This window comes from Georgenia sp. Marseille-Q6866 (assembly GCF_965111665.1).
In genome coordinates, this window is the sequence record NZ_CBCOOR010000019.1 from 1 (window position 1) to 16,973 (window position 16,973).

The following is a 16,973-nucleotide window of genomic DNA, read 5'->3' on the forward strand; positions in this document are numbered from 1 at the left end:
GGTCAGAGCAGGGGGGCGGGTTCGGGCTAGAGGGCGGCGACCGCGGCCGCGACGGCGGCGGCCACGTGGCGGTCCTCGCCCTGACGACGGCGGCGTGCACGCACCCGGCTCAGCACGACGACCGCGACGACGACGGCGAGGCCCGCGAGCACCGACCACGGCACCGTCCACAGCGCAAAGGCCTCCCGTGCCAGCGGCCGCTCGTCCTCCCCACCGACGGGGGCGCCGTCGACGGCGACCGTCCCCGTCGTGCGCACCATGGGCCACACGCCCTCGAGCTCCACCGTCCGCTCGAAGCTGCTCCCCGGCAGCATCTCCTCGACCTCGACGGTCGCCGCGCTGCGCCCACCCAGTCCGAGCAGCCCCGCGAAGCTCACCGTCTGGGCGCCGCTGAGGCGGACGTTGCCGGTGTTCTCCAGCGTGAAGGTGACGGTGGCGTCACCGGGCTGCCACGGCAGCCACGACCCGCGGTGGTCGACCTCGACGTCGCTGATCGTGAGGGCCGGGCGCAGCTCGCCACCCACGCGCAGGAGGACCCGCGAGCCGAGACGGCGGTCCACCTGCACCCCCTCCCCGCTGTCGGACGGGCCGAGGGAGGTGACGATGCCACCGGCGTAGTCACCGGGTGTCGCGTCCGGGGGGACGGTGAGACGGAAGTCGATCGACACGGCCTCACCGGCGCCGACCGTCACCTCGTCGGCGGCCACGGACACCCACCGGCCCACGTGCTCGGACTCCTCACCGGCGGGCAGGAGGTCGAGCTGGGCCGCCTCGTTGAGGAAGCCGTCGGCGGCGTAGACGGCGAAGGTGAGCTCACGCTCGGAGTAGTTCGTCACGACGATCGCGTCGTCGAGAGTTTGCCCCGGGACGAGCTCGTACTGGTAGTTGGGCCGGCTCTCGCCGTTGGCGTTGTCGGCCGTCTGGACGCTCCACGTCACCTCGTCGGGCTCGGTGGCGGCGCCGGCCGGCAGGGTCCAGGCGAGCAGGGTGGCGCCGACGACGGCGAGCACCGTCAGCAGGGCGGCTGCGGCGCGGCGGGCGGGAGAGTCCATGGCAGGTGTCCTTCGGTGGGTGGTGCCGCCCGTCCCGCGGGCGGTCGGGACGGGCGGCACCGGTCTGGGTCAGCTGAGCGCGGTCAGCGTCAGCGTCGCGTTGTACGTGCCCGACTCGACGGACACCGGGAGCTTGAGCTCGAGGTCGGCGCCCAGGAGGGCCGACCCGCGCTCGTGCCCGGCGTCCGCGCTGCCGAGCGTGCGGGAGACGGACAGGCCCTCTCCCTCGTCGAAGCCGGAGGCGACGTGCGGGCCGGCGACGGCGCCGCCGTCGTTCTCCAGCACCTGCGGCGTCCAGCCGAGGTACTTGCCGGACACCGTCTGGTCACCGGCGCGGAAGTCGGAGACCTGGCCCGAGATCGACCACTGGGGGGCGTCGACGCGGGTGTCGGTCACGCGCACGGGGTTGAGCGTGCCGTCGGCCGCGAAGTGGTCGCCGTTCTCCACCGCGACACCGAGGTCGACGAGGTTGCTCGTCGAGTCGATCGTCCAGGTGAACTCCCCGGCGTCGGCCTCGGGCACGACGACGACGACGGACTGGTCGCCGTCGGCCGGGCCGGCGGCGGGCGCGGCGCCCGTGTAGTCGCCGTCCACGGAGCCGGCAGTGTTGCCGGGCCCGAAGTTCGCGGCGGGCTCGTTGCCGTCGAGGCTGACGGCGCCGAGCACGGTGGTGCCGGCGACCTGGAGGTTGGCCGTGTTGCCGGACAGCGTGAGGTCACCGCCCACCGTGTTGCCCCACTGGTCCGCGCCGCCGTCGGTGGTCGCACCGAGGAGCACGTCGTGGGAGCTGCCGCTGACGGTCACGCTGCCGGTGACGACGGCGCCGGCCAGGGACACGCCCCAGTCGCTGCCGTCGACCGAGAGGTCGCCCTCGACGCTCGTGCGCAGGACGTCGACGTAGTTGGCGGCGAGCGTGGCGACCGCGCCGGCCACCGAGCTGTCGCTGATCTCGACGTCGATGCCTCCCGCCTCGACGTTTCCGCCGACGGCGAGGTCGTTGAGGTAGAGGAAGCCGCCCCGGCGGCCCTCGGAGTAGGAGACGACGTCCCCGCCGACGGAGGTGCCGTCGAGGGAGATGCCGTAGGTGTCGATGCCGATGACGTCGCCCTCGACGGTGACGGACGTGGCGTCCAGCCACGCGTCGTCACCGACGGTGATGCTGCCGCTGACGGTCGCGCCGCCGAGGACGCACGTGGCGCCGTCGGGCACGACGAGGTCGCCGGCGACGGCGGTGTCACCGAGGTCGTCGGTGCAGTCGGTGGTGGCCGCGCTCGCCGCGGGCGCGGCGATCGCGACGAGCGCCGCGGCCGCGAGCGCGGCGGTCGGCGTCTTCCAGTGCTTCAGGATCATGTCTGCTCTCTCCTCGGTCAGCCGCGCAGCGCGGCGATGGCGTCGTAGCTGCGGGCAGCGTTGCCCAGCGAGTCGGCGGGGTTGGGGGGAACGGCGGTGTTCGCGGCGTTGTCCTGCTCCCACAGCCCGTACCGCTGGCCGCGGTCCCGGGTGGCGGAGAGGAACTCCTGGAAGTTGATGTCGCCGGCGCCGAACTCGATGATGTCGTAACCGTTGCCGCTGGTCGGGTTGATCTTCCCGTCCTTGAGGTGGAGCAGCGGGAAGCGGCGCGGGTCGTTGCGGACGTAGTCGATCGGCTCGAAGCCGGGCACCTGGTGCTTGCCGACGAAGGCCCAGTAGACGTCCAGCTGGAGGAACACCCACTCGGGGTTCGTGTTGGCCAGGAAGTAGTCGTAGCGCCGGGTGTCGGGCTTGTCGGTGAGGTAGTGGAACTCCCCGTTGTGGTTGTGGGCGTAGATCTTGATGCCGCGGGCGCGCGCCTTCTCGCCCATGAGGTTCCAGTTCTCGGCGGCCTGCGCCCAGCCGGCCTCGGTGTTGTTGTTCGTCACCGCGCCGCCCTGGCCGAGGAACGGCGTGCCGAGAATCTCGGCGATGTCGAGCTCGGCGTCGATGTTCTCCGGGCGCAGGGTGCGGTGGCTGCCCACGGCTTGCAGACCGTTGTCGTCGAGCAGCTGGCGGATCTCCTGAGGGGTGATCGCGCCGGCGCCGCCCTGGGTGTAGCCGGCGAACTCGATCTGCGAGTAGCCGATGTCCGAGAGCTCCTCGAAGAGGCGGCGGAAGCCGATGCTGTTCGCGCCGCTGAGCTTGTCGCGGACGCTGTAGAGCTGGATGCCGATCCGGTTGACCGGCACGAGGCGGTTGCGGCCGCCGGAGGGCGCGGCGCCGGGGATGGAGCCGACGGCGGCACCGGCGGTGGTGCCGATCGCGGCGCCGAGACCGACGGCCACCGACGACGCCGCGAGCGCCTTGAGCATGCTGCGGCGGCTCATCGGCCGGTTGGGGATCGTGGGGTGGGCGTGCTGGTGACTCATGACTCTCCTTCGAGTGGGTGTGCGGGGCCGGCCGGCACGCGGCCGGCCCCGCACGGGAGGGGTGGAGCTACTTGACGACGAGGCTCGTGATGACCGAGCTCGCCGTGGTGTTCGCGGTGGCCTTGTGCACGACGGTCAGCGAGTAGCTGCCGGCCGCGAGCTTGGGCAGGGTGACGACGGCGTCACCGTTCTCGTCGAGCGTGGCGCTGAGCATCGCCACGGTCGACACACCGCGCTTGACCTGGATGGTGACCTCACCGTCGCCGGCGAGGCCGGTCTCCGTCTCGGCGTGGACGTTCACCTTCGCGGCGACCGCCGGCTTGACGGAGGCGACGTCGGCGGTGACCGAGGTCGCCGCCTTGGTGACGATGAGCCGCGCGGTCGTCGAAGAGACCTTGAAGGTCTCGTCGGCCTGGTAGGTCACCCGCAGGGTGTGGGTGCCCACCGCCAGCTCCCGGTCGAGCTCGACCGTGGCCGCACCCTCGCTGAGGGTGGCCCGGCCGACCTCCGTGCCGCCGCTGGTGACGACGACGACGCCGGACGGCGTGCCGCCCTCACCGGAGACGGTGACCGCGACCTCGCCCGGCGCGCCGTAGACGGCCCGCAGGGACGGGACCGAGGCCCGCGTCACCGAGTCGACCGTGGGCTCGTTCGGAGCGGACAGGTCGATGGTGAAGGACACGCGGCCCACCTCGGACACGTTGCCCGCGGTGTCGGTGGCCCGGTACTGGACGTCGTAGACGCCGTTGGCGTTGAACGTCACGCCGTACTGCTGGTTGGCGGAGAGGTTCGACCACGACTGGCCGCCGTTGACGGAGTACTGCACCGACTGCAGCGCACCGTTGTCCACTGCCTGCACCGAGAGGCGGACCGGCTGGTTGAACACGCCGCCGACACCGGTGGGGGTGGCCGGGGCCAGCGTGTGGGCGACCGTCGGGGCCTGGACGTCGGCGACGCCGGCGCCCACCATCGTGAGGCTGTCGACGGCGAGCTCGTCGGCCGAGGTGACGAACAGCGCGCCGGTGCCCTGCGGGGCGCCGGTGAGCGCGACGGTCACGTCCTTCCAGCCGGACCCGGCCGGGACCTGGGCGACGGCGAAGGGCGCGGCGTCGGCCGCACCCCACCGCAGCTGGACCTGGCCGCCACCGGTGGCGCGGACGACCGCGCTGTCGATCCCGGAGAAGCTCACCGGGTCGTAGCGCAGGAAGTCCCCGCTGCCGAGGCCGCGCACGGCGCTGCCGCCGCTCGCCTCCTCGTCGGTGTAGACGACGACGCCCTGGCGGCCGATGGCGTGCTCGGCCTGCTGGAGCTTCGGGTTGAGGCGCACGGTGGCCTCGCCGGTCGCCGCGGGGACGCCGTCGTGGCCCGCGTCGCGGTAGGTGACGACGATGGCGCCGTAGAGCAGGGCGCCGGCGCCGTGCTCCGGGGAGTTCGGGTCGGTCCGGATGCCGGCCTGGCAGCCGGTGCCCGAGACCTCCGGGTGGGCGTGCTCGTCGTGGCCCAGACCGTAGGTCCAGGACACGCGCGAGCACACCGTCTCGTTGCCGTCCTCGGCGTCCTGGGTGCTCACCTTCAGCGGGACGACGTTGCCCCAGTCGAAGAAGCCGCCGTTGACGGGCCCCTCGACCGTGACCACCGGGGCCTGGTTGCCGACGGAGATCTGCTGGGAGGTGAGACCGAACGAGCCCTGCGCGTCCGTCACCCGCAGGCGGGCGAAGTACAGGCCGAGCTCGTCGTAGGTGTGGGTGGCCTCGACGCCGGTGGCGTCGAAGGTGCCGTCACCGTCGAAGTCCCACTCGTAGGTGAGGGCACCGCCCTCGGGGTCCACCGACGCGGAGGCGTCGAAGGTGACCTCGAGCGGAGCCGCGGAGGAGGAGATCGGGGTGGCCGTGAACGCGGGGCGCGGGGCCTTGTTGCCCTCGGCGTAGGAGATCCGGTAGAGCCCGGCGTCCGGGTTCGCGCGGAAGAAGCCGTCGCCGTAGTCGAGGACGTAGAGCGAGCCGTCGGGACCGAACTCGAGGTCCATCGGGTTGTCGATCGGCGGGACGTTGTCGAAGGTCAGTGCCCGGTTGGGCATGAAGTCCTCGATGTGGGTGACGTCGAAGGACTCCCAGTCCACGGTGAAGGCGGCGATGTAGTCCTGCGAGAACTCGGAGAAGAAGTTCTTCTTGTCCCAGTACTCGGGGAACTTGGCCGTCGAGGGGTTCTCGGCGTCGTAGTGGTACACCGGCCCGCCCATCGGGCCCTGGCCGGAGCCGGCGCCGAAGGTGACGAGCTCGTCCCACGGCTGGTCGCCGGGGTTGTCGCCGTAGTAGAGCGTGGCCGCGAAGGCCGGCGGCAGCTCGACGAGGCCGTTGTTCCAGCGCGAGTTGTTGCGCAGGTTCTCGGGGTCGAAGAACTCGCGCGGGCTCGCGGTGGCGTAGTCCCACTCGTTGTACGGGGCGTTGGGCCCGTGCACGTAGGGCCACCCGGCGTTGACCGGGGTGTCCAGCGAGACGACGTTCCACTCGACGTAGCCCATCGGGCCGCGGTTGGGGTTGGCGGCGGCCACGGCGGCGCTGGCGTCGGGTCCGTAGTCACCCCACGAGAGGGAGTTCGTCCCGGGGTCGACCTCGATGCGGAAGGGGTTGCGCGCCCCCATGACGAAGACCTCCTCGCGGACCTTGTCGCGGACGTCGTCGTACTCCTCGCCGGTGAAGAGGTTCCCCTCCGGGACGGTGTACGAGGTGCCGGGACCAGGCTCGACGCCGTCGGCGATGTCCTCGAGCGGCGAGATCCGCAGGATCTTGCCGCGCAGGTCGTTGGTGTTGCCGGCGCCGCGGCGGGCGTCGAAGCCCGGGTTCATCCCCGGGGCGTCGTTGTTCGGCGCGAAGCCGTTGGCGCCGGGTGTCGAGGCGGGGGTGTTGTCACCGGTGCTGAGGTAGAGGTTGCCCTCCCCGTCGAAGTCGATGTCCGCGCCGACGTGGCAGCACTGGCCGCGCTGCGCCTCGACCTTGATGATCTCCTGCTCGGAGTCGAGGTCGAGGGCACCGGCCTCGTCGTCCCACTGGAACCGGGACAGCAGGTTGTAGCCCAGCCACTGGTCCCAGTACGTGGCGTCCTGCCCGGCGGGCAGGGAGTTCGGGGCGTTGCCGGCAGGCGTCGTCGCCGGGTAGGGACGCCCGGTGGACGGTGAGACGCCGGACAGCTCGACCGGCGCGTAGACGACGTAGACCCAGCCGTTCTCCTCGAAGTCCGGGTCGATCGCGATGCCCTGGAGCCCGTCCTCGGAGTTGGCGTAGACGGGGATCTTGTTGGTGATCCGCGTGATGCCGGTGCCGGGGTCGGTGAGGCGCAGGTCGCCGTTGCGGGCGGTGTGCAGGACCCGGCCGTCGGGGAGGACGGCCATGTCGAGCGGCTCACCGACGTCCTTGGTCAGGGTGGTCTTCTCGTAGTTGGACCAGTCGAGCGCCGCCTCGGCGCCCGGCTCGGCGGCGTGGTCGACGCCGTCGTGTGCCGTGGCCGGCACGCCCGCCGTCGCGAGTGCGCTGGCGGTGAGGAGCCCGGTGACCGCTGCGGCGACGCCGCGGCGCAGTCGTGACCGGGAGTTGTTAGCCTTCATCTGTGGTGCAACTCCTTCACAGGTGTTGTTCACGGGGACCGGGCCCTTACGTCCGTGCAAAGAGGTGGGGGCCCGGTCTGTCCTGTCGAGCGACCGGCGCTGCCGGTCGGGGTCGTACCTCCTTCGGGGGTCGTGCACGCCGCGACGGTGCGGCAGTGAGGCGGGTCTAGCGGACCGCGGGTGCGGTGGGACGGGTGGCTTCGTGAGGAAGCGGCCCCGGAGAAGAGGTGCCGGCGGGTGCCGGCAGGTCTGCATTGACCATGCCGCTGAACCTAGGGACAGTTATGCCGCCTGTCAACCAAAAGTTCACCAGTCAAGACGAGTGCTTTGGTCAAGCGAGTGGGTGAACTGGTCGAAGGGAGGAGTGGCCCTCCTCCGGTCGTCGGACCGGGACCGCCCTCGACCTGCGCGGCGGTCGGCCGCGGGCGACGATCGAGGTCCGCCCACCGCCTGAAGGAGCACCATGGCCACGAGCATCGCCGAGCACCTCGTCCGCCAGCTCGCCGCCGCCGGCGTCGAGCGCGTCTACGGCATCGTCGGGGACTCCCTCAACCCGGTGGTCGACGCCGTCCGGCGCACCGACGGCATCGAGTGGGTCCACGTCCGCCACGAGGAGGCGGCGGCCTTCGCCGCGGCGGGCGAGGCCGAGGTGACCGGCCGGCTCGCCGTCTGTGCCGGGTCCGCCGGACCGGGCAACCTCCACCTCATCAACGGCCTCTACGACGCCAACCGCTCGCGGCTGCCCGTCCTCGCCATCGCCTCGCACATCCAGAGCAGCGAGATCGGGACGCAGTTCTTCCAGGAGACCCACCCCGACCGCCTCTTCACCGAGGCCTCCGTCTTCTCCGAGCTCATCACCACCCCCGCCCAGCTGCCCCGCGTCACGCGCAGCGCGATCCAGCACGCCGTCGGCACGCCCGGCGTCGCCGTCCTCACCCTGCCCGGCGACGTCGCCGACGCCGAGCTGGACGACGACGGCCAGCACCTCGTCCCCGCCACCGGCGCGGCCACCCTCGTGCCGGCCGAGGAGGACGTCGCCGCCCTCGCCGAGGCGATCAACGCCGTGCGGAAGGTCACGCTCTTCGTCGGCGCCGGGGCGCGCGGCGCCCGCACCGAGGTGCTCGCCCTCGCCGAGCAGGTCGGCGCGCCGGTGGGCCACTCGCTGCGCGGCAAGGAGGTCATCCAGTACGACAACCCCTACGACGTCGGGATGTCGGGCCTGCTCGGCTACGGCGCCTGCCAGGACGCGATGGAGGGGGCCGACCTCCTCGTCCTCGTGGGGACCGACTTCCCGTACACCGACTTCCTGCCGGCCGACGTGCGCACCGCGCAGATCGACGTCGACGTCACCCACCTCGGGCGGCGCACCCGCCTGGACGTGCCCGTCCACGGCGACGTCGGCGCCACGCTGCGCATGCTGCTGCCGCTCGTGCGGCGCAAGAAGTCGCGGGCCTTCCTCAAGGACATGGTCAAGCGCCACGAGAAGGTGATGACGAAGGTCGTCGGCGCGTACACGCGCAAGGTCGAGAAGCACCGCCCCATCCACCCGGAGTACGCGGCGGTGAAGCTGGACGAGGCTGCTGGGCCGGACACCGTCTTCACGGTGGACACCGGCATGAACAACGTGTGGGCCGCCCGCTACCTCACCCCCAACGGCCGGCGACGGGTCATCGGCTCCTTCATCCACGGCTCCATGGCCAACGCCCTGCCCCACGCGATCGGCGCCGCCTTCGCCGACCCGGGCCGCCAGGTCGTCGCACTGGCCGGCGACGGCGGCCTCTCGATGCTCCTGGGCGAGCTCGTCACCCTGCGCCACTACGACCTGCCGGTCACCGTCGTCGTCCTCAACAACGCCTCCCTCGGGATGGTCAAGCTCGAGATGCTCGTCGAGGGCCTGCCCCACCATGCGACGGACTCCCCCGCCGTCGACTACCGCCGGGTGGCCCAGGCGCTCGAGATCCCGGCGGTGCGGGTGGAGGACCCGCGGGAGCTCACCGACGCCTTCCGCGACGCCTTCGACCGGCCCGGTCCGGCGCTCGTGGAGGTCATGACCGACCCGAACGCGCTGTCGATCCCGCCGAGCATCTCGGCGGGACAGGTGCGGGGCTTCGCGACGTCGATGACCAAGCAGATCTTCGGCGGCGGCTCGGGCGAGGTCATGGCCATGGCGCGCTCCAACCTCCGCAACATCCCGCGCCCGTAACTCCTTTGCGTGACACCGCTGCCCACGTCAACCCTTGACGTGGGCAGCGGCCTGTCGTCACAGTGGGTGGTGCCGGCGAGGACGCCGGGACCTACGGGAGGGGATGGTCATGCGCAGGCTGCTTGCTGTCGGTGCGACGTTGGGCGTCGTGATGACCGGGCCGGTGCTGCCCGCCGCGGGAGTGCCGGACGACCGGGTGGGCTGGGACCGCACCGGCGCCACGCAGCGGGTGCTGCGGGACGGCACCGCGGAGGAGGTGGGGCTGGTCGCCCGCGAGCTCGAGCGGATCGAGCCCGCGCTCCGCGAGGGCCTCACCCGCGAGCCCACCCCCTTCTACCCCGGTGCGGTGGCGCTGGTCGCCGCCGAGGGGGTCGTCGTCGAGCGCACTGCCGTCGGCCATGCGGTGCGGTGGGCGGACACGACCACCGAGCTGCCCGCCGAGGAGCAGGTCGAGATGCGCACCGACACGATCTTCGACCTCGCCTCCCTGTCCAAGCTCTTCACCGCCGTCGCCGTCATGCAGCTCGTCGAGGCCGGCGAGGTCGACCTCGCCGACATTGCCGCCTCCTACGTCCCCGCCTTCGCCGCGAACGGCAAGGAGGCCATCACCGTCGAGCAGCTCCTCACCCACACCGCCGGCCTGCCGGCGTGGATCAACCTGTGGAGCGCGCCGGACGAGGCCGCCGCGCTCCAGCGGGTCTGGGACGTCACGCCGACGAGCACCCCAGGGACCGGCTACCTCTACAGCGACCTCGGGCTCATCACCCTCGGCGAGATCGTCGAGCGGGTCTCCGGCCAGGGGCTGGACGCGTACGTCACCGAGCACATCACCGGCCCGCTCGGGATGAGCGACACGATGTACAACCCGCCGGCCGAGCTGCTCCCGCGCATCGCCGCCACCGAGTACCAGGCGACACCGGCCCGCGGGCTCGTCCACGGCGAGGTCCACGACGAGGCCGCGTGGCGGCTGGGCGGCGTGGCCGGGCACGCCGGCGTCTTCTCCACCGCCGACGACGTGGCCGTCTTCGGGCAGATGCTGCTCAACGGCGGCAGCTACGACGGCGCCCGCGTGCTGGAGCCCGCGACGGTCGAGCTGATGATGCGCGACTACACCGGCCGGCTCTCCTCCTCCCACCGCGGGCTCGGCCCGGAGCTGGAGGCGTGGTTCTACCACGACGTCCTCACCAGCGCGGAGTCCGCCGGGCACACCGGCTTCACCGGCACCTCGCTCGTCATCGACCCGCACACCGAGACCATCGCCATCCTCATGACCAACCGGGTCCACCCCAGCCGCGACTGGGGCAACATCAACCCCGTGCGCCGCGCCGTCGCGCGCGCCGCGGGCCTGGCCCGCCCGATGACCGGCTTCACCCGGGGCGCCGCCTGGTACTCCGGCATCGGTGACGCCATGGAGTACACGCTCACCGTGCCGGTGACGCTCGACGGGGACGACGAGCTCGTCGTCGACCTGTGGTTCCACACCGAGCCGACCGACCTGCTCCACGTCGAGGCCTCCACCGACGACGGCGCCACCTGGCAGCCCCTGGACGGCACGCTCACCGCCGGCGACCACACCGTCACGGCGGCCGGCAGCGCCTCGGGCGACGGCGAGGGGCGCTGGTGGGAGGGCCGCTTCGACCTCGCGGGCCTCAGCGGCGACGTGGAGCTGCGGCTGCGCTACGCGACCGACGCCGTCTACTCGGGCCGCGGCATCTACGTCGACCGGATCCAGGTCCCGGGCACCTTCGACGACTGGGACTTCGCCGACCGGGCGACGATGGTCGCTGACGGCTGGACCCGCGTCACGGCGGACGGGTCCCTCGCGCCCACGCACCCTGCGGATGCGCTGACCGGGCTGGACGCCTCGCTCGCGCGGCACGTCGCCTCGGGGGACGTCGCCGGGCCGATCGCCCACCAGCTCGCGACCGCGCTCGACCAGGCCCGTAGCCACCTCGACCGCGGCCGCGAGACTCCCGCCGTGCGCTCCCTGGAGCGGGTGCTGCGACACCTGGACGGCCCGCGCCGGACGGACACCCTGAGCGAGGACGCGCGGTCCGAGCTGCGCGGCTGGGCCGTCTTCACCCTCGACCTCCTCACGGCCGCCCCCGTAGCGATTGCGGACGCCGTGTGACAGGGGCCACACTATGCAGACGTCGAGAGTGTGAGGTGACGTCGTGGACGCCGACATCGAGATCCTGCCCATGCTGTCGCGGGGCAAGCACCGCAGTCCGCGCAGGGGCGCCTGCTTCATGGAGCTGGCCTCCTACCTGGCCGGTGAGCGGTGGAGCGACAAGCCCGCCTGCACGCATCCGCTGCTCGCCCATCTGGCGCGGCTCGTCAACGACCTCACCGAGGACGCCGAGCGGCCGCGGCTCGCGACGCTCATCCCGGCGGTCATCGGGCTGCGCAGCGAGGACCCGCGGTGGGACGACGAGCTCACGCTGCTCGCCGCGTCGCGGGCCCTGCCGGTGGTGAGCGAGCACCACCAGCGGGCCCTGGCGGTGGGCATTCTCAGCTGCGAGCGACGGCGCGCCGAGCGGGCGGGGGCCGACGCCGCCCTGCACCCGGCGAGCCGCCGCGCGCTCGAGGCGGTGCCGCTGGCCGAGCGCTGGGCCCGCGCCTTCGTCGAGCAGGTGGGGGGCGTGGGTGCCCACCACCCGGGCTCCGCCGTCGTCGAGATCGCGACGGTGGGGCTGGCCACGGCCTGCGTCCCCGACCCCTCGGGGATGCTGCGCGACCTGCTCGCCGACGCGATCACCCTGTGCGAGCACCTCGCGGGGCGCGAGGAGCAGCAGCGCGAGCCGCTGGCCCCCGAGCACTGGCGGGAGGTCGTCACCCCCGCACCGGTCGCCTAGACCGCCAGCGTGGGCGCCGCGGCCTCGAGCTCGCGGCGCTTGCGGTGCAGGGCGACGCGCAGGACGAGGGACAGGAGCAGCGCCACGGTGCCCGCGACGACCGTCACCCGGTAGGCGCCGGTGTAGCCGGCGACGTCGGCCAGCCGCCCGGCCGTGCTCGAGCCGAGCGCGTAGCCGAGGGAGGTGGCGGCGGCGAGGATCATCATCGCCGCACCGAGCCGCGAGGGGTCCACGACCCGCTCGCACGCGGAGTACAGCGTGATCATGTAGGGCGCCACCGCCAGGCCGAGCACGGCGAGGACGGGGGCGAGCGCGCCCAGCGAGCCGACGACGAGCAGCGGCAGGGTGAGCACGGCCAGGCCCGCCGCGAAGACGGGCAGCCGGTCGGCGAGCCGGAAGCGCACCGGCAGGATGACGATCGTCAGGCCCGCGACGACGCTGCCGACACCGAGGACGGCATGGAGCAGCCCGGCGAGACCGGGCTCACCGGCCTCGGTGGCCATCGCCGTCGTCCCGGCCTGGACCGAGCCGAAGATCGTCCCGACGATGAGCTGACCGGCGCCCAGCCCGACGAGGAGCGGGCTCACCCGGGGGCCGGTGGCCCCGCTCTCGCCGCGGTGCCCGCGCACGAGCTCGACGGTGGGGTGGACGGCGAACCACGTCGCGAAGACGGCGAGGCCGCCGGCGGCGACGAGGAGGGCGCCGGCCGGGGAGACGAGCGCCGCCATCGTGCCGACGATGGCCGGGCCGAGCACGAAGCCGGCCTCGTCCGCCGCGCCCTCGTAGGAGAAGGCGGTCGACAGGAGCGTGAAGCGCTCCTTGCCGCGGGTCTTGGCGAGCTCGCGCCAGCGCACGCGGGCCATCGTCCCGATCTGCGGCACGAAGAGGCCCGCGACGCCGCTGACGACGGCGAGGGCCTGCCACGGCACGTCCTGCCCGGAGAGCACGACGAGGGCGACGAGCGCGAGCGAGCCGCCCGCGGACTGGACGAGGAGAACGGGGCGCTGCCCGATCCGGTCGGTGAGGGCACCGGCGACGGGCGAGGCGACCGCGTTGACGATGGCGAAGGCGCCGGCCGCGGCGCCGCCACCGCCGTAGCTGCCGCTCACCTCGGCGACGAGGAGGAGCGTGCCCATCTGCGCCATGGCGAGGGGCAGCCGCGCGACGAGCGCGACGACGACGTAGAGCGGACCGGTCAGCGAGAAGAGGCTGCGGTAGGAGGACAGGGCGGACAATCGGTCTCCACGGAGGATCGGTCTGCGCTCCTCCCACCCCGGAAGCGCTGCGAACCCTGTAGCGGCTCAGTCTAGCCGAGCGCGGACCCTCTCGACCTGCGAGACAGGCCACTGCAGCCGGGCGGCGAGCTGCGCCGTCGTCGCGTCCTCGCCGAGGGCGCGGGCGGCGTGGTCGACGAGGCGGCGGCGCAGCACCGTCCGCCGCCGGCGGCGCACCACCGCGGCGCCGACGAGCCCGTGGCGCGGCGCGGCGAGGAGCGCGAGGAGGAAGGCCGCACCGACGACGCTCGCGATCATCCCGGCGATCGACAGGTCCCACACGACGGCGAGCCCGTACCCGCCGAGCACCGCGACGGCCCCCACGCCGAGCGCGGTGACGAGCATGAGCCCGAGCCGGTCGGTGAGGAGGTAGGCGGTGGCCGCGGGGCCGGCGAGGAGGGCGACGACGAGGATGGCGCCCACCGAGTCGAAGGCGCCGACGACGGTGACGGACACGAGCGCCATGAGCACGTGGTGGACGAGCACCGGGGAGATCCCGACGACGGCGGCGAGCGCCGGGTCGAAGGTCGTCACCTTGAGCTCCTTGTACAGCAGGACGACGGCGGCGACGGCGACGACCGCGACGGTCCCCGTGGTCCACCACGACCGGGGCCCGAGGTCCACCCCGCCGACGGTGAGGACGTGGAGCGGCGCGAAGGCGATCTCCCCGAAGAGGACGTGCTCGAGGTCGAGGTGGACGTTGCCGCCGTAGCGGGCGACGAGGAGCACGCCGAGGGCGAAGAGCCCGGTGAAGACGATGCCGGTGGCGGCGTCGCCACGGACCTTCCCGCCGCGCTCGAGGAGGTCGACGAGGACGACGGTGAGGAGGCCGAAGGCGGCGGCCCCGGCGACGGCGGCGAGCGGGCCGAGGGAACCGGTGAGGAGGAAGGCGAGGACGATCCCGGGCAGGGCGGCGTGGGAGATCGCGTCACCGACCATGACGCTGCGGCGCAGGAGGAGGAAGCAGCCGAGCAGCGCGCACGGGGCGACGACGAGCAGCGCGGTGACGATGATGACGACGTCGACGCTCATGCCGCCTCCCCCACCGCAGCGCGCCGGGCACCCGCCCGGGCGCGCAGCCGGCGCGCGGGCAGGGACAGGACGAGGACCGCCGTCGCGACGAGGACGACGAGCGGGCCGGTGGGCAGGTCGGTGGTCGTCGCGCTCAGCACGGCCCCGGTCGCGCCGCTGAGGGCACCGATGAGCGCGGCGAGCACGATCATCACCGTGAGCCGGTCGGTCCACTGCCGCGCGGCCGCCGCCGGGGTGATGAGGAGCGCGGCGACGAGCACGACGCCCACGGTCTGGATCCCGACGACGATCGCGACGACGAGCAGCACGGTGAGCAGCGCCTCGACCCGCCGCACCGGGTACCCGACAGCGCGGGCGAAGGCCGGGTCGAAGGCGACGAGCTTGAGCTCCTTGTACGTGACGGCGACGACGGCGAGCGCCACCGCCGTCGCCACCGCCATGGCCCTCACGTCGGCGGCGACGAGGCTGGCGGCCTGCCCGAGGACGAAGCGGTCCAGGCCCGACTGTCCCGAGGCACCGGTGCCCGCGACGTAGGTGAGCAGGACGGTGCCGGCCCCGAAGAACACCGACAGGACCAGGGCCAGGGCGGCGTCCTGCTTGACCCGCGTGCGCTGGACGACGACGAGGACGAGCCCGGCGGCGAGCGCCGCCGTCGCCGCCGCGCCGAGCATGAGCCCGGAGCCGGAGGTCGTGCCGGTGAGGAGGAAGCCGATGACGACGCCGGGCAGCGTCGCGTGCGCGAGCGCGTCGCTGAGCAGGCTCTGGCGGCGCAGCACCGCGAAGGTGCCCAGGGTCCCGCCGAGCAGGCCGAGGACGGCGGCGCCGAGCGCGACGGTCCGCAGCGTGTAGTCGCCGAGGAAGGCGCTGAGCTCACCCACGGCGGCCGGGCTCCGGCTCGCGGCGGGCCGTCCCGCCGTAGGTGCGGGCGATGTTCTCGGGGGTGAAGACCTCCGCCGTCGGGCCGGCGGCGACGAGCTCACGGTTGAGGAGGACGACGGTGTCGAAGTACTCGGCGACGGTGGACAGGTCGTGGTGGACGACGACGACGGTGCGCCCCTCGTCGCGCAGCTCGCGCAGGAGGTCGACGACGACGCGCTCGGTGAGGTAGTCGACCCCGACGAAGGGCTCGTCGGCGAGGTAGAGGCGCGCGTCCTGGGCCAGGGCCCGGGCGAGGAAGACGCGCTGCTGCTGGCCCCCGGACAGCTCCCCGACCTGCCGTCCGGAGAGCTCGAGCATGCCCACGCGCTCGAGGCAGCGCTCGGCGGTGCGGCGCTCGGCGGCGCCGGGCCGGCGCAGCCAGCCGAGCCGTCCGTAGGTGCCCATCTCGACGACGTCGCGGGCGTCGGTGGGGAAGTCCCAGTCCACGCTCCCCCGCTGCGGGACGTAGCCGACCTCGCGGCGCACCCGCTCGAGGGGCCGGCCGAAGATCTCGACGCCGCCGGCGACGGGCCGCACGAGGCCCATGGCGGCCTTGAGGAGCGTCGTCTTGCCCGCCCCGTTGGGGCCGACGACGCCGACGAGGCGGCCCTCGGGCACGGTGAAGGACACGTCCCACAGGACGGGCTCGTCGCGGTAGGCGACGGTGAGCCCGTGGACGGACAGCGGCGCGGTCATGACCCTCCCAGGGCGGTGGCGATGGTCTCGGCGTTGGCGAGGAGCATCCCGGCGTAGCTGCCGGTGGGCGTGCCGGGCGCACCGAGGGCGTCGGAGTAGAGGCCCCGCTCGGGAAGGTGCACCTGCCAGCCGCGGTCGGCGGCGGCCTCCCGGACGGCCTCGATGCTCGCCGGGGAGACGCTCGACTCGGTGAAGAGGGCGGGTACCTGCCGCTCGACGAGGAGGTCGACGAGGCCGCGGACGTCCGCGACGCCGGCCTCGTCCTCGGTGGACAGGCCCTGGACGCCGCGGACCTCCAGGCCGTAGGCGCGGCCGAGGTAGCCGAAGGCGTCGTGGGAGGTGACGAGGAGGCGGCGCCGCTCGGGCACGGCGGCGAGGAGCTCGGTGGCCTCGGCGTGGGCGGCCAGCGCCTCCTCGACGTAGGCACGCCCGCCGGCGGCGAAGTCAGCGGCGTGCTCGGGGGCGATCTCGCTGAGCTCCGCGACGACGGGGTCGACGACCTGTACCCACAGCTCGGGGTCGAACCACACGTGGGGGTCGTGCTGGTCGGCGTGGTCGGCGGAGGCGAGGAGCTGCGCGCGGGGCAGGGTGTCCGTCAGCGCGAGCACCCGCTCGAGCGCCCCGGCCTCGAGCACCTCCTCCATCCGGCCCTCGAGGAAGAGCCCGTGGTAGACGACGAGGTCCGCCTCGACGAGGGCGCGCACGTCGCCCTGGCTCGCGCGGTACAGGTGCGGGTCCACGCCCGGCCCCATGAGGGCCGTGACCTCGACGTGCGCACCGCCGACGGCGCGGAGAAGGTCTGCCGCGTGCGTCGTCGTCACCGTGACGTCCACGCGGCCGTCGTCGGCGCCGCCCGCGGGGCCCGCGCACGCTGCTGCGAGCAGCACGAGACCCGCCGCGAGCGCCACACGGTTTCGGGTACCCGAACTCATGCGGCAAGGGTAGTCGAACTCGCGCGTTC

Annotated in this window: 12 protein-coding genes; 3 read left to right on the forward strand and 9 right to left on the reverse strand. The window is 73.3% G+C overall.

Translation table 11 applies throughout. From position 1 onward, the window contains the following. Positions 1-26 precede the first annotated feature (26 nt). The 4 genes from ACWPXV_RS14490 to ACWPXV_RS14505 form a co-directional block, all read right to left on the reverse strand. On the reverse strand, positions 27-1,052 hold the full coding sequence (locus tag ACWPXV_RS14490; protein WP_454085877.1) for a WxL protein peptidoglycan domain-containing protein: 1,026 nt from the start codon (positions 1,050-1,052) through the stop codon (positions 27-29). 69 nt (positions 1,053-1,121) lie between these two features. Then, complete coding sequence (locus ACWPXV_RS14495; protein ID WP_454085878.1) at positions 1,122-2,402, reverse strand: hypothetical protein; 1,281 nt, start codon at positions 2,400-2,402, stop codon at positions 1,122-1,124. A 17-nt stretch (positions 2,403-2,419) separates the two neighbouring features. Further along, a complete protein-coding gene (locus ACWPXV_RS14500) occupies positions 2,420-3,433 on the reverse strand; it encodes a sugar phosphate isomerase/epimerase family protein (protein ID WP_454085879.1) in 1,014 nt (337 codons plus the stop codon). A gap of 67 nt (positions 3,434-3,500) precedes the next feature. Continuing rightward, on the reverse strand, positions 3,501-7,034 hold the full coding sequence (locus ACWPXV_RS14505) for a PQQ-dependent sugar dehydrogenase (protein ID WP_454085880.1): 3,534 nt from the start codon (positions 7,032-7,034) through the stop codon (positions 3,501-3,503). Positions 7,035-7,497: 463 nt separating this feature from the next. On the opposite strand from ACWPXV_RS14505, the gene ACWPXV_RS14510 reads away from it, so the two are divergent. The 3 genes from ACWPXV_RS14510 (at position 7,498) to ACWPXV_RS14520 (ending at position 12,092) form a co-directional block, all read left to right on the forward strand. Next, positions 7,498-9,237, forward strand: a complete 1,740-nt coding sequence (locus tag ACWPXV_RS14510; protein ID WP_454085881.1) for a pyruvate dehydrogenase — start codon at positions 7,498-7,500, stop codon at positions 9,235-9,237. Positions 9,238-9,346: 109 nt separating this feature from the next. After that, positions 9,347-11,368, forward strand: coding sequence for a serine hydrolase (locus ACWPXV_RS14515; RefSeq protein ID WP_454085882.1), 2,022 nt, complete (start codon positions 9,347-9,349; stop codon positions 11,366-11,368). Positions 11,369-11,411: 43 nt separating this feature from the next. Beyond that, positions 11,412-12,092, forward strand: coding sequence for a hypothetical protein (locus ACWPXV_RS14520; RefSeq protein ID WP_454085883.1), 681 nt, complete (start codon positions 11,412-11,414; stop codon positions 12,090-12,092). On the opposite strand, the gene ACWPXV_RS14525 is transcribed toward ACWPXV_RS14520, so the two are convergent. The 5 genes from ACWPXV_RS14525 to ACWPXV_RS14545 all read right to left on the reverse strand — a co-directional run bounded on the left by ACWPXV_RS14525 (position 12,089) and on the right by ACWPXV_RS14545 (position 16,944). Continuing rightward, on the reverse strand, positions 12,089-13,327 hold the full coding sequence (locus tag ACWPXV_RS14525; protein WP_454085884.1) for an MFS transporter: 1,239 nt from the start codon (positions 13,325-13,327) through the stop codon (positions 12,089-12,091). The two genes, ACWPXV_RS14520 and ACWPXV_RS14525, sit on opposite strands and share 4 nt — an antisense overlap. Before the next feature lie 66 nt (positions 13,328-13,393). Beyond that, complete coding sequence (locus ACWPXV_RS14530; protein WP_454085885.1) at positions 13,394-14,398, reverse strand: metal ABC transporter permease; 1,005 nt, start codon at positions 14,396-14,398, stop codon at positions 13,394-13,396. Further along, positions 14,395-15,276, reverse strand: a complete 882-nt coding sequence (locus tag ACWPXV_RS14535) for a metal ABC transporter permease (RefSeq protein WP_454085886.1) — start codon at positions 15,274-15,276, stop codon at positions 14,395-14,397. Before ACWPXV_RS14535 ends, ACWPXV_RS14530 begins: the two co-directional genes overlap by 4 nt. Further along, positions 15,269-16,012 (reverse strand): metal ABC transporter ATP-binding protein, encoded by a 744-nt coding sequence (locus ACWPXV_RS14540; RefSeq protein WP_454085887.1) that lies wholly within the window; start codon positions 16,010-16,012, stop codon positions 15,269-15,271. The genes ACWPXV_RS14535 and ACWPXV_RS14540 overlap by 8 nt, the downstream gene beginning before the upstream one ends. Next, positions 16,009-16,944: a metal ABC transporter solute-binding protein, Zn/Mn family gene (locus tag ACWPXV_RS14545; RefSeq protein WP_454085888.1), complete on the reverse strand. Its 936-nt coding sequence runs from the start codon at positions 16,942-16,944 to the stop codon at positions 16,009-16,011. The genes ACWPXV_RS14540 and ACWPXV_RS14545 overlap by 4 nt, the downstream gene beginning before the upstream one ends. Positions 16,945-16,973: the final 29 nt, after the last annotated feature.

What these genes read in the sequence shown, in the direction of transcription:
- ACWPXV_RS14490 (WP_454085877.1), bottom strand. Translation starts at nt 1,052, where the DNA reads ATGGACTCTCCCGCCCGCCGCGCCGCAGCCGCCCTGCTGACGGTGCTC.
- ACWPXV_RS14495 (WP_454085878.1), bottom strand. Translation starts at nt 2,402, where the DNA reads ATGATCCTGAAGCACTGGAAGACGCCGACCGCCGCGCTCGCGGCCGCG.
- ACWPXV_RS14500 (WP_454085879.1), bottom strand. Translation starts at nt 3,433, where the DNA reads ATGAGTCACCAGCACGCCCACCCCACGATCCCCAACCGGCCGATGAGC.
- ACWPXV_RS14505 (WP_454085880.1), bottom strand. Translation starts at nt 7,034, where the DNA reads ATGAAGGCTAACAACTCCCGGTCACGACTGCGCCGCGGCGTCGCCGCA.
- ACWPXV_RS14510 (WP_454085881.1), top strand. Translation starts at nt 7,498, where the DNA reads ATGGCCACGAGCATCGCCGAGCACCTCGTCCGCCAGCTCGCCGCCGCC.
- ACWPXV_RS14515 (WP_454085882.1), top strand. Translation starts at nt 9,347, where the DNA reads ATGCGCAGGCTGCTTGCTGTCGGTGCGACGTTGGGCGTCGTGATGACC.
- ACWPXV_RS14530 (WP_454085885.1), bottom strand. Translation starts at nt 14,398, where the DNA reads ATGAGCGTCGACGTCGTCATCATCGTCACCGCGCTGCTCGTCGTCGCC.
- ACWPXV_RS14540 (WP_454085887.1), bottom strand. Translation starts at nt 16,012, where the DNA reads ATGACCGCGCCGCTGTCCGTCCACGGGCTCACCGTCGCCTACCGCGAC.
- ACWPXV_RS14545 (WP_454085888.1), bottom strand. Translation starts at nt 16,944, where the DNA reads ATGAGTTCGGGTACCCGAAACCGTGTGGCGCTCGCGGCGGGTCTCGTG.